Annotated in this window: 19 protein-coding genes; 12 read left to right on the forward strand and 7 right to left on the reverse strand. The window is 64.9% G+C overall.

All coding sequences use genetic code 11. The features are described 5' to 3' along the window. Position 1: 1 nt before the first annotated feature. The 4 genes from G0P99_RS17430 to G0P99_RS17445 form a co-directional block, all read right to left on the reverse strand. Entirely contained in the window at positions 2–709 is a 708-nt protein-coding gene (locus G0P99_RS17430) for an ABC transporter ATP-binding protein (protein WP_164131761.1), read from the reverse strand. A 309-nt stretch (positions 710–1018) separates the two neighbouring features. After that, a complete protein-coding gene (gene leuD / locus G0P99_RS17435) occupies positions 1019–1630 on the reverse strand; it encodes a 3-isopropylmalate dehydratase small subunit (protein WP_164131762.1) in 612 nt (203 codons plus the stop codon). After that, the gene (gene leuC, locus G0P99_RS17440) at positions 1630–3036 is read right to left on the reverse strand and encodes a 3-isopropylmalate dehydratase large subunit (RefSeq protein ID WP_164131763.1); all 1407 of its coding nucleotides are present in this window, start codon (positions 3034–3036) and stop codon (positions 1630–1632) included. Before leuC ends, leuD begins: the two co-directional genes overlap by 1 nt. Beyond that, on the reverse strand, positions 3033–3851 hold the full coding sequence (locus tag G0P99_RS17445) for a GntR family transcriptional regulator (RefSeq protein ID WP_239059859.1): 819 nt from the start codon (positions 3849–3851) through the stop codon (positions 3033–3035). The genes leuC and G0P99_RS17445 overlap by 4 nt, the downstream gene beginning before the upstream one ends. 93 nt (positions 3852–3944) lie before the next feature. Between G0P99_RS17445 and G0P99_RS17450 the strand changes: the two genes are divergently transcribed. From G0P99_RS17450 to G0P99_RS17480, 7 genes are read left to right on the forward strand one after another with little or no spacing between them, the layout of a single operon-like run. After that, positions 3945–4511, forward strand: a complete 567-nt coding sequence (locus G0P99_RS17450; RefSeq protein WP_164131764.1) for a tautomerase family protein — start codon at positions 3945–3947, stop codon at positions 4509–4511. Further along, positions 4508–6202 (forward strand): hydantoinase B/oxoprolinase family protein, encoded by a 1695-nt coding sequence (locus G0P99_RS17455; protein ID WP_164131765.1) that lies wholly within the window; start codon positions 4508–4510, stop codon positions 6200–6202. The genes G0P99_RS17450 and G0P99_RS17455 overlap by 4 nt, the downstream gene beginning before the upstream one ends. After that, a complete protein-coding gene (locus tag G0P99_RS17460) occupies positions 6199–8265 on the forward strand; it encodes a hydantoinase/oxoprolinase family protein (protein ID WP_164131766.1) in 2067 nt (688 codons plus the stop codon). Before G0P99_RS17455 ends, G0P99_RS17460 begins: the two co-directional genes overlap by 4 nt. Beyond that, positions 8262–8882, forward strand: coding sequence for a cysteine hydrolase family protein (locus tag G0P99_RS17465; RefSeq protein WP_164131767.1), 621 nt, complete (start codon positions 8262–8264; stop codon positions 8880–8882). Before G0P99_RS17460 ends, G0P99_RS17465 begins: the two co-directional genes overlap by 4 nt. Next, complete coding sequence (locus tag G0P99_RS17470; RefSeq protein ID WP_164131768.1) at positions 8879–9742, forward strand: oxaloacetate decarboxylase; 864 nt, start codon at positions 8879–8881, stop codon at positions 9740–9742. The genes G0P99_RS17465 and G0P99_RS17470 overlap by 4 nt, the downstream gene beginning before the upstream one ends. Continuing rightward, positions 9726–11114 (forward strand): FAD-dependent oxidoreductase, encoded by a 1389-nt coding sequence (locus G0P99_RS17475; RefSeq protein WP_164131769.1) that lies wholly within the window; start codon positions 9726–9728, stop codon positions 11112–11114. Before G0P99_RS17470 ends, G0P99_RS17475 begins: the two co-directional genes overlap by 17 nt. A 23-nt stretch (positions 11115–11137) precedes the next feature. Next, a complete protein-coding gene (locus G0P99_RS17480) occupies positions 11138–12253 on the forward strand; it encodes a histidinol-phosphate transaminase (RefSeq protein ID WP_164131770.1) in 1116 nt (371 codons plus the stop codon). A gap of 85 nt (positions 12254–12338) precedes the next feature. On the opposite strand, the gene G0P99_RS17485 is transcribed toward G0P99_RS17480, so the two are convergent. Together G0P99_RS17485 and G0P99_RS17490 are read right to left on the reverse strand one after the other, a co-directional pair. Continuing rightward, a complete protein-coding gene (locus tag G0P99_RS17485; protein ID WP_164131771.1) occupies positions 12339–13322 on the reverse strand; it encodes a 3-hydroxybutyryl-CoA dehydrogenase in 984 nt (327 codons plus the stop codon). Between the two features lies 1 nt (position 13323). Continuing rightward, a complete protein-coding gene (locus G0P99_RS17490) occupies positions 13324–14403 on the reverse strand; it encodes an NAD/NADP-dependent octopine/nopaline dehydrogenase family protein (protein ID WP_164131772.1) in 1080 nt (359 codons plus the stop codon). Between the two features lie 206 nt (positions 14404–14609). Here G0P99_RS17490 and dctP point away from each other — a divergent pair, with 206 nt between their 5' ends. The 5 genes from dctP (at position 14610) to G0P99_RS17515 (ending at position 19814) form a co-directional block, all read left to right on the forward strand. After that, positions 14610–15638 carry a TRAP transporter substrate-binding protein DctP gene (gene dctP, locus G0P99_RS17495; protein ID WP_164131773.1) on the forward strand — a complete coding sequence of 343 codons (1029 nt, stop codon included), beginning with the start codon at positions 14610–14612 and terminating at the stop codon, positions 15636–15638. 63 nt (positions 15639–15701) lie between these two features. After that, on the forward strand, positions 15702–16205 hold the full coding sequence (locus G0P99_RS17500) for a TRAP transporter small permease (RefSeq protein WP_164131774.1): 504 nt from the start codon (positions 15702–15704) through the stop codon (positions 16203–16205). A 27-nt stretch (positions 16206–16232) separates the two neighbouring features. Next, entirely contained in the window at positions 16233–17570 is a 1338-nt protein-coding gene (locus G0P99_RS17505) for a TRAP transporter large permease subunit (RefSeq protein WP_164131775.1), read from the forward strand. A gap of 635 nt (positions 17571–18205) precedes the next feature. Beyond that, positions 18206–19042 (forward strand): ribosome small subunit-dependent GTPase A, encoded by an 837-nt coding sequence (gene rsgA / locus G0P99_RS17510; RefSeq protein ID WP_370462825.1) that lies wholly within the window; start codon positions 18206–18208, stop codon positions 19040–19042. Positions 19043–19046: 4 nt separating this feature from the next. Further along, positions 19047–19814 carry a VOC family protein gene (locus tag G0P99_RS17515; protein WP_239059860.1) on the forward strand — a complete coding sequence of 256 codons (768 nt, stop codon included), beginning with the start codon at positions 19047–19049 and terminating at the stop codon, positions 19812–19814. Positions 19815–19996: 182 nt separating this feature from the next. On the opposite strand, the gene G0P99_RS17520 is transcribed toward G0P99_RS17515, so the two are convergent. Then, a complete protein-coding gene (locus G0P99_RS17520; protein ID WP_164131778.1) occupies positions 19997–20770 on the reverse strand; it encodes an aspartate/glutamate racemase family protein in 774 nt (257 codons plus the stop codon). Positions 20771–20841 lie beyond the last annotated feature (71 nt).

A 20841-nucleotide genomic window follows, 5' to 3' on the forward strand; every position in this document is an offset into this window, starting at 1 on the left:
CCTACCATTCGATCTCCTCGGGGTTCAGCTTGGTCTCGTTCTCCCTGACCTCGATCACCTGTCCGTCGCTGAAACGGATCACCCTGTCGGCCATCGCAGCCTGCGATGCGGCATGGGTCACGACAAGAACCGTCGCACCGAGTGTTTCGTTGACATCGCGCAGTACCTTGAGAACCGCCCGTCCGGTCGTGCTGTCAAGCGCGCCGGTCGGCTCGTCGCAGAACAGGACATCGGGCTGCTTCGCAACCGCCCGGGCAATCGCCACCCGCTGCTGCTCGCCGCCCGAAAGCTGGGCGGGGAAATGATCGGCCCGCTCGGACAGGCCCACCAGCGCCAGCGCCTTGTCCGGGTCCATAGGGTTTTGCGAGATCTCGGTCACCAGCTCGACATTCTCACGCGCGGTCAGGCTGGGCATCAGGTTATAGAACTGAAAGACAAAGCCCACGTGGTCGCGCCTGTATCGCGTCAGCTCGCTGTCCGACATGGTGGTCAATTCACGGTCGCGGAACAGCGCGGTGCCTTCGCTGGCCCGGTCCAGTCCCCCGATGATGTTGAGCAGTGTCGACTTTCCGCTGCCCGACGCGCCCAGCAGGACCACGAATTCCCCCGCCGGAATGTCGAGATCGACACCCCGCAGGGCATGTACGGCGGCTTCCCCGTGACCGTAGATCTTCTTGAGGTTTCGAATGGTATACGTGTTCCCGGTCAAGACCGCACCTTTCGACTATTCCCGGGCCATTCCCTTGTCCTGCGACAAGTCCGGGCCCGGGCTCAATCTAGGACCGCATAGCGTGTTTCAGCAAGGTTCGCGGGCCGGCGTCCACGCGGATGGCGTCGATACACCGCACATCCGGGCCGGTCCCCCGAAACCGGGCTCGTGACCGAAGGAGGACCCAGGCGGCGCTCCTGAATGTGGCGAGCGGGTCAACACATCGATCATGGTCGGGAGCAACGGGATCTCCGTCCGCAGGACGGGCCCGCTGTCTCGGGTGATTATTCGCTGGCACTGGCCTATGTCTCAGGATGCCCTGTCAAACGGAAACCGGCCGGGTTCCGAGACAAGGCGTGCGCGGTAGGCCGCGATGTCGGCGGCGTGCTGACGCGTGAGATCGATATCATCCCAGCCATTCAGCAGCTTGGTCCGCCAGACCTCATCCAATTGGAATGGCACTGACACGCCCGCGATACTCAACAGTCGGGATGCCAGATCAGCGCTGCCTTGCGCCGGGCCCGAAGAGAGCGCCTTGGTCAACAGCTCTGCATCCGTCTCGGTCACCTGGGCCGGAAGCAGGCCGTTATTCACCGCGTTTCCGGCAAAGATATCGCCGAAACTGGGCGCCACGACGACGCGTATCCCGGCATCGACAAGGGCGTAGACCGCTGCCTCGCGCGACGAGCCGCTGCCGAAGTTGCGTCCCACAACCAGAATGCAGGCATCCGGATGGGCATTGAGCGGAAACGCCGGGTCCAGCGTGCCCTCGGATGTGCGCCGCACATCGTGCAGCAGGAACCGGCCATAGCCCTGCGCGCGCGGTGTTGACATGAACCGCGCCGGGATCAGCTGATCGGTGTCGATATTGGCCATCGCCAGCAGCACCGCCTTGCCCCGCTGTTCGCTCCACCCCGCCATCAGACCGGCCTCCCCTTCAACAAGGGCCGGACATCGCACAGCGTGCCGGTGACGGCCGCCGCCGCCACCATGGCCGGTGACATGAGATGCGTGCGCGCGCCCTTACCTTGGCGGCCGCGGAAGTTGCGGTTGGTGGAGGAGGCACATCGCTTGCCCGCCGCGACCAGATCGCCATTCATGCCGACGCACATGGAACAGCCCGAGGCGACCCAATCCAGCCCCGCCTCGGTGAACACGCGGTCCAACCCTTCTTGCTCGGCCTGCGCCTTGACCCGTGCCGAGCCGGGTGAGACCAGCCCCGGCACGCGCGCTTTCCGCCCGGCCAGAACCGCGGCAGCGGCGCGCAGATCCTCGATCCGGCCATTGGTACAGGAGCCGATGAACACCTGATCGACCGGTGTGCCCGCCAAAGGGCGGCCCGGCACCAGCCCCATATAGTCGAGCGCGGCGCGGGCGGCCTGTGCCTTGGCGGGTGGCAGTGTTTCGGGGATGGGAACGGACGCGTCGATGGGCAGGGCCTGTTCGGGGCTGGTGCCCCAGGTCACGATGGGCGCGATTTCCTCGGCTGACAGGACGACGTCGCGGTCGAACCGGGCATCAGCATCGCTGGCCAGGGCCTGCCAGTTGTCGAGTGCGCGGGTCCAATCATTGCCACGGGGCGCCTGCGGCCTGTCGCGCAGATAGGCAAAGCTCACCTCGTCCGGGGCCACCATGCCCATGCGCCCACCCCCTTCGATAGTCAGGTTGCACAGGGTCATCCGCCCCTCCATCGACAGGTTACGAATGGCGCTGCCGGCATATTCCACCGCATGGCCCTGTGCCCCGTCGGCGCCAAACCGCGCGATCCAGTTCAGCGCGATATCCTTGGCCGACACGCCCAGTGGCAATGTACCGTCAACGGTGATCCGCATTGCACGCGGCTTGCGCTGCCAGATGGTCTGGGTCGCCAGCACATGCGCCACCTCGGTCGCTCCGATGCCAAAGGCCAGCGCACCAAATGCCCCATGGGTCGAGGTATGGCTGTCGCCGCAAGTGATCAGCAGGCCGGGCAGTGTCAGCCCCTGTTCCGGACCGACCACATGCACGATCCCCTGATCGGGGTCATCCAGATCAAAAAGGCGCACCCCATGCCGGGCGGCGTTGCCGCGCAGGGTCTCGATCATGCGGGCTATTGCCGGATCGGCGATCGGGCCCGCCCGGCGCGTGGGCGCATAGTGGTCCACCACCGCAAATGTCAGGCCGGGTTCTGCCACCGGCAGGCCCCGCTCGGCCAGCCGCGCAAAGGCGTGGTGCGACCCCTCGTGCACAAGATGCCGGTCGACCCAAAGGAGCGCGCTGCCATCCTCTCGACGCAGCACTTCGTGCATCGACCAGAGCCTGTCCAGCAAAGTCAGCGGCGCGCTCATCGGGGCGTATCCTTCAGCGGGGTGATGGCCGGTTCCCAATGGCGGCCCTGGCCATGATCGACCCGCGCCAGGCTCATGTCGAGACGGAACATGTCGGGCCGGTAAAGCCCGGTCAGAAACTCGACCCCCCGCCCCTCGGTGTCGCGCACGACCCGGTCCAGCGATAGCAAGGCCGCGCCTTCGGGCAGGCCCAAAGCCGAGGCCACCTCGGGGCCCGCAAGGGTGGCCGAAACCGACTGCCGCGCATCGGCGATCTGCACGCCATTGCGTTCCAGCAGTACATGCAGCGGTTCTCGCGAAAGGTCCTCGTCCGAGATGCCCACCGCGATGCGCGACGGCACATAGGTGGTCAGATGCGAATAGGCCGTTCCACCGATGCTGCGGGTCCGCTGTGCGATCTGCACCGTCTCGCCCGGTGCCAGGTCCAGCGCCCGCGCCACATGCTCGGGGGCCGCGTCCATACGGCTCGACAACAGCCGTACCTCGGTGCTGCGCCCGATTTCCACCAGTTGCGGCAGCAGGGTCGAGAAATCCATCGTCACCGGCTGTGGCGCGGATGGCCGAGGCCGCACCCGGGTGCCGCTGCCCGCGCGCCGCGACAGGAACCCGTTTTCCGCCAATGCATCCAGCGCCCGGCGCACGGTGACGCGGGACACACCGTAATCCTCGGCCAGCTGTTCTTCGCCCGGCAGTTTCTGGCGCGGCTCCAGCCGTCCGGCGGAAATCTGTTCCAGCAAGGACAGGTAGACGCGGCGCGATTTCGCGCCCGCGGGCATCCGCGCCCCGCCCCCCATCTGCATCCCCGGCTCTGTCATTTTCGACCCGTTCGAAAGGAAAGAATTGCCTCTGACTATATCCCGGTTAAATGTATTATCAATGATACAGCTTTCATACGGGGGAGGGATGCGATGCCGGTGGTCGAACTGCACCTGATCGAAGGGTACGGCGAAGAGGACAAGCGCCGCCTGGGCCATGCGCTGACGGATGCGGTGCGGTTCGTCGTGCCTGCTGCACCCGAAGGTGTCGTGGTCATGATCCACGAAATGGCACCCGATGCCTATTACCGAGGGCGCAACACAAAGACCCCTGCCCCCGCCCTGCCCAACCCGGCCGAAGTCGTGCATGCCTATCTGGCCGCGATGGAAGCGCGCGATCTGGACGCCGCCCGCGCCATGCAAGGTGACGGGTTCACCATGTATTTCCCCGGCACCGGCCCGATGACCGAACTGTCCGAACTGATCGACTGGGCGCGTCCCCGCTATAGTTTCGTGACCAAGACCTATGACGGGTTCGACGCCATGCCCGGTGCGGGCGACATCTCGGTCGTTTACTGCCGTGGCACGCTGTCAGGCGAATGGCTTGATGGCACGGCCTTTTCCGGCATCCGCTTCATTGACCGGTTCGAACTGGTGGCGGGCCGGATCACCCGGCAGGACGTGTGGAACGACATGGGCGAAGTGCGGGGGCGGACATGAGCGATATCGACCCGATCACGCTTTCGGTTCTGGCCGGGCGCATGGAACAGATCGCCGACGAGATGGACGCCACCCTGTTCCGCGCCGCCTTCAACCCGATCATCGCCGAGGCACATGATGCCAGCCATGGTCTCTATCACGCCGAAACGGGTGACACGCTGGTGCAAGGCAAATCGGGCCTGCCGATCTTTGTCGGTGTCATGTCCTTTGCCGTGAAGGCGGTGATTGAGAAAGTCGCCGCGGACGGTGACCTTGCCGATGGCGATATCTTCATCTTCAACGACGCTCATATCGGCGGCACGCATCTGAGCGACATGCGCCTTGTGCGGCCCTATTTCCGGGAGGGGAAACTGTTCTGCTGGCTGGCCTCGGTCGGGCATTGGCACGATGTGGGCGGCGCGGTGCCGGGCAACTACAACCCCGCCGCCACCGAGGTGTTCCAGGAGGCGTTTGTGCTGCCGCCCGTGCGGATGGCCCGCGCGGGTGTGGTCAACCAGGACATCATCGACATCCTGCTGCGCAACACCCGCCTGCCGCAATCGGCGCAGGGCGATCTGAACGGCCAGTTGGGCGCGCTGGATCTGGGCGTGCGGCGGATGGACGAGTTGCTGGACGAATATGGCGCGGACACGGTCGATGCGGCGCTCGACGCGTTGGGCATCCGGGCCGAGCGGCTGATGCGCTCGGAGCTTGCGGCCATCCCCGATGGGCGCTGGGAAGCCGAGGATTTCCTCGACAACGATGGCATTGCCGACACCCCGCTGCCGATCCGCGTGGCGCTGAGCATCTCGGGCGACCGGATGCATCTCGATTTCACCGGTTCGGCCCCGAAATGCGCAGGCCCCGTCAATATCGCGCTGCCCACCACGATCGCCACCGTCTATGTCGCGATCAAGCACATCTTTCCGCTGCTGCCCGCAAATGCGGGTGTGATGCGGCCTATCGAGGTCACGGTTCCCGAGGGCTCGATCCTGTCGGCGGAGTTTCCCGCGCCCACCGGCGGCTATACCGAAACTATCTTGCGGATGATCGACGTGGTGTTCTGTGCCTTTGCACAAGCAGTGCCGGACCGGGTGGTGGCCAATGCCTATGGCACCATAAACGCGCTTTCCATCGCCGGGCGGCGCAGCAATGGCAAGCCCTGGGTGATGTTCAGCTTTTACGGCGGCGGCCATGGCGGATCGCCCGAAAGCGACGGGCTGAACCATGGCAATGCGCCGATTTCCACGGCAACCATCCCGCCGCTGGAAATCCTCGAAGCCGCCTATCCGGTGATGTTCCGGCAGTGGGCGCTGAGGCGCGACAGCGCAGGCGCTGGGCGGCATCGCGGCGGCTTGGGCGCGGTCTATGAGATCGAGGTGCTGGAGGAGAACGGCGCCGAGGGCTTCCTGTTCGGCGAGCGCGGGCGTTTTGCGCCCAAGGGCGTGGCAGGTGGGCAGGAGGGCGCGCTGAACGTGTTCTCCTATCGGCAGGGCGCGGAGTGGCCGCACCCGCCGCTGGTGTCGAAGATGCGTGGCATCCGGCTGAAACAGGGCGAGGCGGTGCGGCTGGAAACCCCGGGCGGCGGCGGCTATGGGCCGCCGTCTGAACGCGACGCCGGTGCCGTGGCGCTGGATGTGGCGCGCGATTATCTGAGCGCGGCCGAGGCCGACCGCCTCTATGGCCCAACCTGGCGCGAGGGCATGCGATGAGCGGCAAGATGATCGGTGTCGATGTCGGCGGCACCTTCACGGATATCTTTGTTCTGGACGAAAGTGACGGCACCGCACGCGTCGGCAAGGTGCCGACCTCGCGTCCCGACCAGTCCACGGGCTTCCTGCAAGGGATCACCGAGGCGGTTGCCGATATCGGCAGTGTCGGCGTGGTGGTGCACGGCACCACGGCGGGCACCAATGCGCTCTTGGAGCGCAAGGGCGCGCGGACAGGTGTGATCTGCACCCAAGGCCTGCGCGACGTGCTGGAGATGCGCCGCCGCGACCGGCCCCGCACCTGGGGCCTGCGCGGCGATTTCGAACCGGTTGTCGACCGCCGCGACCGGCTGGAGGTGCCAGAGCGCACCCTTGCCGATGGCACCATCCGCACGCCCGTCGACCTGGAGGCGGTTCGCGCCGCTGCCCGGCAATTGCAGGATCAGGGCTGTGTCGCCGTCGCGATCCTGTTTGCCAATGCCTATGCCAACCCCGCCAACGAAGCCGCCGCCGTGGCCGCCCTGCGCGAGATCTGGCCCAACGAACATGTCTCGGCCTCATCCGAGATCCTGCCGGAAATCCGTGAATACGAGCGGTTCTCGACCACCGCGCTCAACGCCTATCTGCAACCCGAGGTCTCGGGGTACCTGGGCCGGCTGAGGGCGGCGCTGGACAAGGGCGGGTTCGGCGGCGAATTCATGATCGTGCAGTCCAATGGCGGCGTGATGGATGTGGACACCGCCTGCCGCTTTCCGATCCGAACCGCCCTCTCGGGCCCTGCTGCGGGGGTGATCGCGGCGGGCTATATCGCCCGTTCGGCCGGGTTCGACAACGTGATCACAGGCGATATGGGCGGCACCAGTTTCGATGTCTCGCTGATCGCCGAAGGGCGCTCGATGCTGGCGCCGCAGACCTCGATCGAGTTTGGCATGGTGGTGCGGACCCCGATGATCGAGATCACCACCATCGGCGCGGGCGGCGGCTCCATCGCCTGGGTGGACAAGGGGGGTCTTTTGAACATCGGCCCGGAAAGCGCGGGGTCGGACCCGGGGCCGGTGGCCTATGGGCTGGGTAACGACCGCCCCACCGTGACCGACGCCAACGTGGTACTGGGCCGCATCGACCCCGAGAATCCCATTGGCGGCAAGCTTGCGCGGTTGGATGTCGAGGCAGCGGCACGGGCCATCGACACCCATGTCGGCCAGCCGCTGGGACTCGATACTCTAGCCGCCGCCGAGGCGATCCTGCGGGTGGCCAATTCACGCATGGCAGGCGCCCTGCGGCTGGTCAGCATCGAGCGCGGTTTCGACCCCAAGAAATTCGCCTTCATGCCCTTTGGCGGCGGCGGCGCGCTACATGCAGGCGCCATGCTGGCCGAGGTGGGGATCGCCCGCGCCATCGTGCCGCGCTATCCGGGCGTGACCTCGGCACTGGGTTGCGTGATCGCGGACATGCGGCAGGATTTCGTGCAGACCCTCAACGCGATGCTCGACGGGCTGGATACCGATATGCTGGGCACGGTGATGCAGGATCACCATGACCGCGGCATGGCGATGCTAGAGGCCGCCGGCACCCGGTTCGAGGCGCGCGAGGCGACATTCGCGCTCGACATGGCCTATATCGGCCAGACCCATACCGTTTCGGTGCCGATCCCGGTGAGCGTGACCGAGGGCAAGGTACAGCCGCCTATGCAAGCCCAGATCGCCGCCGCCTTTGACACCGTTTATCGCGACACGTTCGGGCGGCTTTTGCCTGGCGGGGTGCGGCGCATCCTGAACCTGCGCAGCGCCGTGACCGGCAAGCGGCCCAAGTTCGACCTGGCCACGCTTGCGCCCACGGTGACCGACCCGGCCCGGCCGAAATCCACCCGCAAGGTCCATTTCGGCACCGATTGGCATGAAACCGCGATCTATGACCGGCTGTCGCTGCCGGTCGGATCCGTGATCACCGGGCCCGCGATCCTGGAACAGCCCGATACCACGGTGCTGATCGAACCCGGGCTGTTGGGCCGGGTCGACCCGCTGGGCAATGTCATCATCGAAACCGGACCGGAGGCAGGCGCATGAGCGATCCACAAGGCTGGACCCTGGCGCAGACCGCGCTGCTGACCATCGACCTGCAAAACGACTTTCTTCACCCCGAAGGGGCCTATGGCCGGGCCGGACAGGGGGCGGCGGCCATCGCCGCGCTTCCCGCCCGCATCGCGCCGTTGGTTGCGGCGCTGCGGACCAAGGGCGGGTTATACATCTCGGCCCAGTTCACGCTGGTGCCAGGCCCCGGCGGCGCGCCGCTGATCTCGCCGCATCTCAAGGCGCTGCGGCCCTTTCTGACTAGGGGCGATTTCGCGCCCGGCAGTTTCGGGCATCAGCTGGTCGATACGCTGCAACCTGCCGATTTCACGGTCGAGAAAGTGGCCTATTCCGCCTTCTACCAGACCCGGCTGGAATACATCCTGCGCGCGATGGGCATCCGCCAGCTGATCGTCGGCGGCATCGTCACTAATGGCGGCGTCGCTTCGACCCTGCGCGATGCGCATCTGCGCGACATCGCCACCGTGATGCTGACCGACGGCTGCGCCGCCTTCAAGGGCGAGGTGCACGAGGCTACCCTGCTGTCGCTCGGCACCGTCACGCATCAGATGACCTGCGCCGAGGCACTTAGCTGGATGGAGGGCGCGTCATGACACTCAAGGCAAGACTGGCCAGAGATGGCATCGTTCTGGCGCCCGGCATCTATGATGGGCTTACCGCGCTGATCGCCGAACAGGCGGGGTTCGAGGCGCTTTACCTGAGCGGCGCGGCAGTGGCCTATACGCGCCTTGGCAGGCCTGATATCGGCCTCACCTCGGTCACGGAAATGGCCGAGACCATGGCGCTTATCGCCGACCGCACCACCCTGCCGGTGATCATCGACGCCGATACCGGCTTCGGCAACGCGCTGAACGCCCAGCGCACCATGCGGCTCTATGAACGGGCAGGCGCGGCAGCGTTGCAGGTCGAGGACCAGACCTATCCCAAGCGCTGCGGCCACCTGAAGGACAAGGCGCTGATCCCGGCCGCCGAGATGGCGGGCAAGATCGCCGCCATGGCGGACGCCCGCCGCTCGGCCGACACGCTGATCATCGCCCGCACCGATGCGATCGCGGTCGAAGGGTTCGATGCCGCGCTGGAGCGGGCCGAGACCTATCTCGCCGCCGGAGCCGATGTTCTGTTCGTCGAGGCGCCGCAGACCGAGGCAGAGCTCGCCGGTATCGCGGACAGGTTCGCGGCACGTGTGCCGCTCTTGGCCAATATGGTCGAGGGGGGCGCGACGCCGATCCGGCCAGCCGAGGCGTTGCAGGCGCTGGGTTTCCGCCTTGTGATCTTTCCCGGCGGCATCGTGCGGGCGCTCGCCCATACCGCGCGCGACTATTACACCAGCCTGCGCGCGCATGGCACAACCGCGCCGTTCCGGGACCGGATGTACGACTTTGCCGGTCTGAACGAGGTGATCGGGACCAATGAGATGCTGGAGCGGGGCAAGCGCTATGACCCCGGACAGTGAACCGCATATCGCGCCGCCGCCCGCGCGCTTCGACATAGCCTGCCAGACATTGATCATCGGCGCGGGCGCTTGCGGGTTGGTGGCCGCGCTTTCAGCGCGGGAGGCGGGGCAAGAGGTGCTGGTGGTCGAGGCCGACGCGTTGCCGCGCGGCTCGACCGCGCTCTCGGCTGGGCTGATCCCTGCGCCCTGCACCACCATGCAGCGCGCGGCGGGGATCGAGGACAGCGCCGCGCTCTTCGCGCAGGACATTCAATCCAAGGCCAAAGGGCAGAACGACCCGGATCTGGTAGAGACCCTGACCGCCGGGGCCGGACCGGTCATCGACTGGCTGGCTGAGCGCCATGGTCTGCCCTTTTCGGTTGTCACCGATTTCGACTATCCCGGCCATAGCCGCCGCCGGATGCATGGCCTGCCCGGCCGCTCGGGCGAAGAGCTGATCGACGCGCTGCGCCACGCATGCGAGGCGCAGGGGATCGACATCGTCTGTTCCCGGCGGGCGCACATCCTGCATATGGAAAACGGCCGGGTGCGCGGTGTCACGGTCTTTGGCCCCGATGGCACCGGCGAAAGCATCACCTGCGACCGGCTGATCCTGGCCTGCAACGGGTTCGGCGGCAACCGGCACCTGGTCACCGACCACATGCCCGAGATCGGCGAGGCGCTCTGGTTCGGACATGACGGCAATCGGGGCGAGGCGGTGCTGTGGGGTGAAGCACTGGGGGCCGATCTGCGCCACCTCGGGGCCTATCAGGGGCATGGCAATGTGGCCCACCCGCACGGCATCCTGATCACCTGGGCGGTGATCACCTCGGGCGGGGTGCAGGTCAACCGCGAAGGCCTGCGGTTCTGGGATGAAAGCCAAGGTTATTCCGAGGCCGCCCGCGCGGTGATGGCACAGCCAGGGGGCGCGGCATTTGCGGTCTTCGACGCGCGCATCGCGGATATCGCCCGGCAGTTCGAGGATTTTCGCCGCGCGGAAGCCGCGGGCGCGATCCGGCAAGCCGATACGCCCGAGGCACTGGCCCGATTGCTCGGCCTGCCGCCCGACGCTCTGGCGCAAACCTTGCGCGACCTGCCCCGTAAAGGGATAGATGCCTACGGGCGGGTGTTTCAGCCTCCACCGCTTGCCCCGCCCTATTGCGGCGTGCGAGTGACGGGCGCATTGTTTCACACCCAGGGCGGGCTGCGCACCGATACGCAGGCGCGCGTGCTGCGCCGCGATGGCACGCCGGTGCCGGGCCTTTACGCGGGCGGCGGCGCGGCCTGTGGCGTCTCGGGCAACGGCGACAGCGGATATCTCTCCGGCAACGGCTTGCTGAGCGCGGTCGTTCTGGGCCGGATCGCGGGATCGTGTAGTGAGCCTCCGTCTTGAACCTGCCCGTAAATCACCCTCTCATGTCACGGACCAACGCCGAGGATACCATGCGCCCGACGCCCTATCTCGCCCCTATGCCCCTGCGCGGCCGCATCAGCAGGCCGCAGCCCAAGGGGCTGCCGATCATCAACATGGGCTTCAACGAGCTGCCCTATCCCCCCCTGCCCGCGATCCGCGTCGCGATGGAGGAGACCGCCGCGCGGGCCCAGTCCTATGGCAGCCCACATTGTGACGCGCTACGCGATGCCTTGGGCGCAGCGCATGGGCTGGACCCCGAGCATATTGTCTGCGGCAACGGGTCAGAGGAATTGCTCGACGTCATCGCCCGCTGCTTTGCGCGGCCCGGGGACGAGATCCTGATCTCGGAGTTCGGCTATATCCAGTTCGCCCTGACCGCCAACCGCGTCGGCGCCACGCTGGTGAAGGCCCGCGAGCGTGACTATACCAGCGATGTCGACGCCCTGCTGGCGGCGGTCACCGACCACACCCGGCTCTTGTTCCTGGCCAATCCAAACAATCCGACCGGCACAATGCTGGAAATGGACGAACTCTCCCGGCTGGCTCACGACCTGCCTGCGCAGGTCGTGCTGGTGCTTGACCTCGCCTATGGCGAGTTTGCCGCGCCCGGCTATTGCGCGGCGGTGCACAGGCTGACCGCCGGTCGCGAGAACATCGTTGTCACCCGGACCTTCTCCAAAGCCTATGGCCTGGCCGGGGCGCGGGTCGGCTGGTGCCACGCGCCCGCATGGATGGTGCCAGTTCTCTATGCCGCGCGCGGCATGGGGACCGTCAACGCGATGGCGCAGGCCGGGGCGGTGGCGGGTCTTGCAGACCCTGCCGCCATTCAGGCGCGGGTAGATGAGATCGTTTCCGAACGCGCGCGTCTGGCCGGTGCGCTGGGGCAACTGGGTCTGGTCGTCGTACCCAGCCGCACCAACTTCCTGATGGTCTGTTTCCGGGACGGCGATACGGCCCGGACCGAGGCGCTGGTCGAGCATCTGTTCGCGGATGCGGGAATCGTCGTCAACCGCACCCGCGAGGCGGGGCTGGAAGCGTTCTTCCGCTTCTCGCTGTCGCTGCCCGCACAGAACGATCTGCTGCTGGACAGTGTGCGCAGGTTCATCGGGCAGGGATAAACCGGGAATGGTGGCGCGGGCGGCACCGGTGCTCTTTGAGTATTTTTCACCAGAAAGAAGCAGAAGCTGGGGTGCAAACTCCGATCTAGTCGCCCTTGACCGGCATCTTGTCGAGATGGCGCAGCATGGCGGCGAAGGCGCCGATACGCTCCTTTTGATAGGCGCCAACGTCAAGGCCGTCATAGTCGAGAAATCCGCGCCCGTCGCGCAGACCGCGCCGGCCCTCGGTCATGTTCGCCTCGATGATATCGGGCGCGGCGAACCGGTCCTGTCCGGTGGCGCGGGTCATGTAGCGGCTGGCGTGGTAGAGGATATCACCTCCGCCCCAGTCGATGAATTCCAACAGGCCCAGCACCGCGAAACGGAAGCCGAACCCGTATTTCGTGGCCTTGTCGATATCGGCGCTGCTGGCCACGCCTTCCTCGACCAGACGGGCAGCCTCGTTCATCGCCAGCGCCTGGATGCGCGGCACGATATAGCCGGGGCTGGCGGCACAGGTGACGGGCACCTTGCCGATACCTTCCAGCAGGGCAGTGAGCCGCACCGTCACCGCCGGATCGGTTGCATCGCCTGGCGAGACTTCTACCAGTGGCACCAGATAGGCGGGGTTGAGCCAGTGGGCGTTCAGGAAGCGTTCGGGCGGGGTGACAAACCCCTGAAGGTCGTTTGACAGGATGGTCGAGGTGGTCGAGGCGATCACCGCATCCGCGTCGGCATGGCGCGACAGCAAATCGAAAACCTCGCGCTTGGCCTCCAGCGTCTCGGGTACGCCTTCGAAGATGAAGGGTACGCCCGCCAGCGCCGCCGCCAGATCGTCCTGCCCGGTGACCTGGACCCGGTCCAGCATCGCGTCGATCTCATCCGCCTGCATCAGCCCCACATCGGCCATCAGCGCGAAGGTTCTTCGCAGCTCGGCCAGGGTTTCGGCCTTGAGCCGGTCGAACTCTGCCATGGATCGCGGCTTGGCGTCGATCAGGCGGACCGGATGGCCGGAATAGGCAAAGGCCACCGCCATGCCACGCCCCATTCGCCCGGCGCCCACGGCGGCGATGGTTTCCCGTGCCGCCATCTCAGGCCCCGTCCCGCAGCATGGCCTGCAAACCGGCGCGGTCCATGTCGGCCAGCCCGAGGCTTTCCAGCGTCCGGCCACTCTGGCGAAAATCGTCGTCGCAGATGGCAGACCCCAGCGCTAGGAGCCCCGTCGCCGTGGGCGCGGGCACCCCGGCCCAATCGGCGACCGAGACCAGCAAGGCCAGCCCCACCGCGACATCCTCGCGCATGTAGCGGTGTTGGGTCAGCACCAGATGCTCGCGCCAGTCGCCACTGTCGACCAGCTTGTCATGGGCGAGGTTGCCGTACATCCAGTCCGAGGTCTCGTAGTGATCGGCCAGCGGAAAATGCGGCGCGCCGTAACCCAGCGCCTCGCGCAGCGCCATCCGCTCGGCATCAAGCCGCGTGGTGACCCGGCGAATGGCGGGCTGGGTGCCTTCGTTGTGGATGTCCCAATGGTCGAAATGCTCGATCGGGCCCGCGTTCATCGTGATCAGCGGTGGGTGGATGATTGGTCCTGCGTTCATCAGCGCCCCCGACAACGCATCACCCGCCGGTTCGACCGATGGATAGGCGCGCGCCAGGACTGCCAGCGCATGCACTGCGTTGCGGAACGGATAAACCCCGGTCGGCAGGCGGGTGGCGCGGGTGGTGATCGCGACGGTATCGGCCCCGTGCAACCGCGTGAGGTATGGCAGAGTGCCGGTTTCGGCCCAACTGACATCGGCGTGGTTTCCCGCCTTGCGGACGATATCGGCCATCATCCAGCTGCCAAAGCTGCCCGGCGGCAGAAAGACCACCTGCCCGTCTGTCAGGTAAGGAGCCATGGCTGCCGCGATGTCGGATTGGGCTGTGGCCGGCGTCGGGCAGACGATCAGTTCGGCGCCCCGGATCGCTTCGCCGATGTCATCCGTGACCATTGAAATGCGAATCGGACGCGCGCCCTCGAAATCCTTGAGCGTGATGACGTTGCCGCGCGCCCTGAGCTCCTCTTGCGCGCGCGCATTCCGTCGCCAGAACCGTACGTTGTGCCCCTGCATCGACAGATCAACCGCTGCGGCGGTCGAACCGTTTCCGCCGCCTAGAACCGCAATTTCCATCGCCCTCTCCCGCACCAAATGCCTTGGGAACAGATTACATACATGAAAAATCATATATCAAGGATATTTCTATTGCATTGCCCCTACCGGGCGGTCTTACATGAAAATGCATAGAAGTCGGGACAGACCGACCTAACTTCACCTGAGGGAATGACCGCCCGACAGAAGGCGGCTCATCCTCCGTCGGATCAACAGGGAGTTGTGACATGAAGATCTTCAGCGGGCTTTCCAGAAAAGCCACTTATCTGATGGCGGCGACAGCACTCGCCGTCATGGCTGCCCCGATGTCGGCCAAGGCCGAGGACCGGGTCAGCGCGGTACATGCGTTCCCCGAGTTCCTGGTTTACACAAAGACCTTTCTCGCGATGGTCGCGGACATCAACGAACGCGGCAAGGGCATCGTGCAGATTGACGTTCGCGGCGGCCCCGAGGCGATCGGCATGTTCGAGCAACCCGCCGCAGTCCGTGACGGCGTGGTCGACATGGTACACACGCCGGGCAGTTTCTATGGTGCCAACGTGCCCGAGATCGACGCGATGGTCGCCTCGCGCGTGACCCCGATGGAGGCCCGGGCCAATGGCGGCGCGGCACTGATGGACAAGGCGCATCAAGAGCGCTTCAACGTCCGTCACCTGGGCTGGATCGACGGCGGGATCAAGTTCCACATCTATATGAACAGCGAGCCCAAGTTCCGTGACGATGGCATCCTGGATCTCACCGGTGTCAAGCTGCGCGACAACCCGATCTATCATGCGTTCTTCGAGCAACTGAACGCGACCACCGCCTCCATGCCGGCGACCGAAGTCTATTCGGCGCTGGAAAAAGGCGTCGTCGACGCGGCGGCCTGGACCGAGATCGGCATTCCGCAGCTGAAGTGGAACGAGTTCCTCAAATATCGGGTGGACCCGACCTTCTACAACACCGATATCGGCGTGATCTTCAACCTCGACGCATGGAACGCGCTTTCCCCGGAAAGCCAGAAGCTGATCGAAGAGGTCGTGATCGAGTGGGAAGGCAAATCCTATGCCGACCGTCAGGCTGAAGTTGCGGCCGACGCCAAGACCCTGGCCGATGGCGGTATGACCTTCGTGGCCCATTCCGCCGAAGCGGGCGAGGTCTATCGCAAGATGGCCGACGATGCCGCCTGGGCGCGGATGTACGAGCGCATTGAAGGGGGCGGCGCCGGTGCCGAGACCTACAAGGCCCTGCGCAAGACCTATGCTCTGGACGAGTAACACAGCCTGAAGGCAGGCCGCGGCTGTGACGCCGTGGCCTGCCCCAGCAAACAGAGCCAAGAAATGATGCGCCTGATCGACCGTATTTGCGACCTGCTGGCCATACTGGCCGGTATCTATCTGGTAGGGATCATGTTCGGGATCGTGATCAGCGCGCTGGCCCGCACGCTGAACCTGTCCGGTTCGTGGTCCAGCCATATCTTCACCTTCACCGAATTTGGCCTGCTCTATATCGTGATGGCTGCCTCGCCCTGGCTGGTGCGCCATCGGGGCCATGTGTTCATTGAGCTTCTGAGCGCGGCCCTGCCGCTCCGGATGCAGCGTTCCTATAGCCGGGTGATCTCGGCGCTCTGTGTCGTGATCTGCCTTGTGCTGGTCTGGTACACCTGGGGGGCCACGGCCCGGGCCTGGAAGTTCGGCGATGCCGAAATGCGCAGCCTCGACATGCCGAAATACCTGCTTCTGGGCGCCATGCCGATCGGGTTCGGCCTGATGGCGGCACAGTTTCTCCGCTTCGTCTTTGGCCCCGAGACCATGCACACCGGCGAAGCGGGCGTGCACGAATGAAAATCAAGAATACAAGAGGCGCAGGCAATGGAATGGTATGAGGCGCTCGTCTTCCTGCTGGGGATGATCCTGTTCTTCATGGCGCTCGGGATACCGGTGGCGCTGGCCTTTCTCGCCGCCAACATGATCGGTGCGGCCTATTTCATGGGCGGGCGCGGCGATATCGCCAGCCAGATGGCACGCGGTATAGGGCAATTGGCCAACAACGCGATTCCCACCGTCACCTCGTTCAATCTGATGCCGGTGCCGATGTTCCTGCTGATGGGCGAGATCTTCTTCTTTACCGGGCTCGCCAACCGCATGTTCGGCGCGGTCGACCGGCTGATGGGCAAGCTGCCCGCGCGCCTGTCCTTTGTCACCGTCGCAGGCGGCACCGCCTTTGCCACGCTGTCGGGATCCTCGATGGGCTCCACCGCGCTTCTGGGCTCGCTGATGGTGCCCGAGATGCAGAAACGCGGCTACAAGAAGCACATGGCCATCGGCCCGATCCTGGGCACCGGGGGCCTCGCGATGCTGATCCCGCCCTCGGCGCTGGCGGTGCTGCTGGCGACGCTGGCGGAACTCGACATCGGCGACCTGCTGATCGCAGGCATCATGCCCGGGCTGATGCTGGCTATCTTCTACGCAATCCTGATCCTCGGCATGGCGCTCTACGATCCCAGCGCCGCCCCCGCCTATGAGGTGGAAAGCTCCAACTGGACAGAGAAACTGCGGCTGCTTTTCGTCGATATCCTGCCGATGGTCTCCATCGTGATCGGCGTGATCCTGGTGATCATGTTCGGCATCGCCACGCCCTCGGAAAGCGCCGCCTTTGGCTGTCTCGGCGTGGTGGTCTTGGCCGCACTCTACCGCTCGCTGACCTGGGAGGGGATCGTGAAATCGGTGGCCGGCGCGCTCAAGGTGACCACCATGGCGCTCCTGATCATCTTTGGCTCGGCCACTTTCTCAGCCCTGCTCGCCTTCTCCGGCGCCTCCTCGGGGCTGATCCGCTGGGCCACGGGATTCGACCTGGAACCCACCACGATGCTCCTGATCATGTTCGCCATCCTGCTGGTTCTGGGCATGTTCATGGACCAGCTCAGCATGATGCTGCTGACTGTGCCAATCTTCTTTCCGCTAGCGCAGACGCTGGGGTTCGATCTGATCTGGTTCGGGGTGATCGTGCTGCTGGCGCTCGAGATCAGCTTCACCACCCCGCCCTTCGGCCTGCTGCTCTTTGTGATGAAAGGGGTCTCGGCGCCGGGCACCAGCATGCGCGATATCTATGTGTCGGCGATCCCGTTCATCGGTTGTTCGATGCTCTTGGTGGCGCTGCTGATCGTGTTCCCCGGCATCGCGCTGTGGCTTCCCGGGCTGGGGCAATAGCCGCCAGGCCCGGCATCCCAGAAGTCAGGAGTAACCGGTGGACTCAGCCCCATGTCCGGCGCTGGATTCTGGCAGAAGCCTTGTCGCACCGAGTGAGAACCCGACATTCGTAGGTCGGGAAACAGAGGGCCGCATTTGTTAGCCGACAATCGGTTCCATATCTGTTGCCAGAGGTTGTATTTCGCATTCTTTCACCCTATGTCCCGACTATCTGAAATGGAGATTTCATGTCCCGGTAAGGAAGGGAGGCAGCGCGCCTCCCGGTGCACATTGAACATTTAATTCCGCTCCGTCACTTCGATTCTGACGGACGTTTTTGATGTGCACGCTTGCTCCCTACCTTCAGCGCCCAAGTCTTACCTGGGCCAGAGACATGAAAGCAGACACCCATGACACGGGACTATTCGAGTTTCCTTCCGACGCGCGCGCGTGCCGCCGAACCTCGCGCCACTATCAACCCTCTTCAGGCACTGGGATGGCAACCCTTTTTCGCCCAACAGATCAGCGCGGACGAACTGACCGCGACGCCGCCCGTTCGGGTCGTCGAAGTGCATCGCAATGGGCTACACGTCCTCGGCGAAAGCGTCGATACGACACTTCCCCCCAGGTCGGATGTGACCGTCGGGGACTGGCTGATGCTGGATCCCGCGCGCCCGCGTTCCAGTCGGGCACTTCAGCGCACCAGCCTCATCAAGCGGCGCGCTCCTGGAACAGACCGGCAAGAGCAGCTGATCGCCGCCAACATTGATACGGTTTTTGTCGTCACGTCGTGCAATCAGGACTTCAACCTGGCCCGGCTGGAACGCTATGCGGCCGTGGCGTTCGAGGCGCTGATCACGCCTGTCATCGTGGTCACAAAGACCGACCTTGTCGAGGACGCGCAAAGCTACATCGACGCGGCCCGCTCGATGTCCGCCCTGATCGACGTGGTGGCACTTGACGCCCGCGGAAATTCGGCTCTGTCAGAGCTTGCCCCGTGGTGCAAGCCTGGCAAGACAGTTGCCTTCCTCGGCTCATCTGGCGTTGGAAAATCGACGCTGACCAATGCGCTGCTCGAAAACAATTCCATCGAGACCCAGGCCATACGCGAAGACGATGCGAAAGGTCGGCACACCACGACGCGGCGTGAGCTTCATACGATGCCCAATGGCTGTCTGATCCTCGACACCCCCGGTATGCGGGAACTGCAGTTGACCGATGCGGCCGAGGGGATCAATGACCTTTTCGCCGATATTCGGGACCTGACTACAGGTTGCCGCTTCAACGATTGTCAGCACGAGACCGAGCCGGGATGCGCTGTTCTGGCCGCTGTCGAGGCAGGTGCCCTCGCCCCTGCTCGGCTAGGGCGATGGCGGAAACTTCTGGCCGAAGATGCCTTCAATTCGGCCAGCCTTGCCGAACGCAGGTCGCGTGACAAGGCATTCGGCAAGATGGTTCGCGACGTCAAGAAACTCAAAGATGTCAGGAGGTAATACGATGACTCAGTCAAAAGCCGGTCAAGTCGTATGGCACGACCTTTTCACGCCGAACAGAGAACGCTCGATGGCTTTCTACGCCCGCGTCGCCAATTGGTCGTACCAGGTCGAGCGGGCAAAGGATTTTGCCTGGGGCGGCGGTGAAAAGGACTTCGTCCTTGCCCAATCCGGCGACGAAGCGGGCGCCGGGTTGGCCGAGACACCGCCGGGCCAGAGCAATGGCTGGATCGCCTACATCGAGGTCGCCGACGTGGATGCCGCAGTCCAGCGTGTTGACACGCTTGGAGGCAAACTCATTCGTGATCCATTCGAGGTCCCGGGCGTCGGTCGCAACGCGCTTGTCCGTGATCCGCTCGGCGCGCTGTTCGGGCTTTCCCTGTCACGGCACCGCTTTCCCGTACCCCGCCGGCAATTCGGCCCAGAGGTGTATCTCGGCAACGGTAATGATTTCCCGGATGTGTTTTATGCCGAGTTGCTTGGATGGCGGGTCTCTCCGAAGCAAGACAGGGAAGGCGCTACGCTTCTCGGGCCTTCGGGCGGTCCTGTTGCCGTCCAACATCCCGCAGTATGGCCAATCAGTGCAAACGCAGCTTGGGTGCCGAGCATCAGGGTCGCGTCTGTGTCAGATGCCAGTCGCGTGGCCGAAACATGCGGCGCGCACCCGGCTTCTGTAGGGGGCGATCGCGTGGCCCGAAGCCAGAGCCTCGTTCTTCGCGACCCAGATGGCACACCGTTTGCTCTCGGTGTCGAGTCGGCAAGCACTGTCTAGCCGCTCGCGTGTACTTCGACCGAACCGCAGAATGGACGAAAATCCACTCTGCGGTATCCTGTACTTTGGGCTCGAACCCGCGCTTCACTGCACGAGGGGTCGAGATCTGCCAAGGGGCAGAGAACCTGTGGCACGATACCGGGATAGTAAACTGTCGCCCTCGGCAAGCCCCCCCGGCGGCCTCAAAGCCCCTTGGGATGGGTCAGGAACTCTTCGATGATGTGCTCGGGCGCCTTGGTATAGTCGCCCACCCGGCTCACCCCCTGCCCGGTCAGCCGTTTCAGGTCCACCGCCATCTCGGCCATCTTGACCGCGATCGGAATGCCGTTGACCACCGGCGCGCCGTCGATCTGATGGTCGTGGAACTGCGAGAACAGCAGCATCGGGATGCCGCCGCCGGGGATCAGCACATCTGTGCCCGCCGCCACCAGCGGACGGCCCTGCTCCTCGAACAGGCGCTTGACCGCGGCCGCCTTGGCGGCGTCGCCATAAGCGCCCAGGATCTGCCCCGGCTCGAAAGTCATCGCATGTACTCCGGTCACCCGTTCACGCAGCCCGTATTTGCCGATCTGGTGATGGAACCACGGGATGAAGCGCGGGTTGATGGTGACGATCCCCAGCCGCTGGCCCATCTGGCAGCACCACAGCATGGTCGCTTCACCGAGACCGATGACCGGGATATCCACGACCGAGCGCGCCTCGTAGAGGCCCGCATCCTGGAAATGGCCGACGATAAACGCATCATAGCCCTCGCGCTCGGCCCGGATCGCATTGCAGATCATCTCGCGTGCGCATCGGAATTCCACCAGCGGATGCGCGTAGCTGTCAAAGGGCGTTATGCCCCGGATGTCGACCTGTGTCCCGGGTCCTGACACCGCATCGAGATGCGGCTGGAGCATGTCCCAGTACTCCGCGCCGTTCTCGTAATCCACATAGCTCTGATACCAGAGTTTCATCGCCGTCCTCCCTGTCCTGCCGCGCCGAACCGCGCCCTTGCCCTTCCAGTTCACTATGCAAGGATCGCGAG

The organism is Ruegeria sp. PrR005, assembly GCF_010500245.1.
GTDB lineage: Bacteria > Pseudomonadota > Alphaproteobacteria > Rhodobacterales > Rhodobacteraceae > Ruegeria_B > Ruegeria_B marisflavi.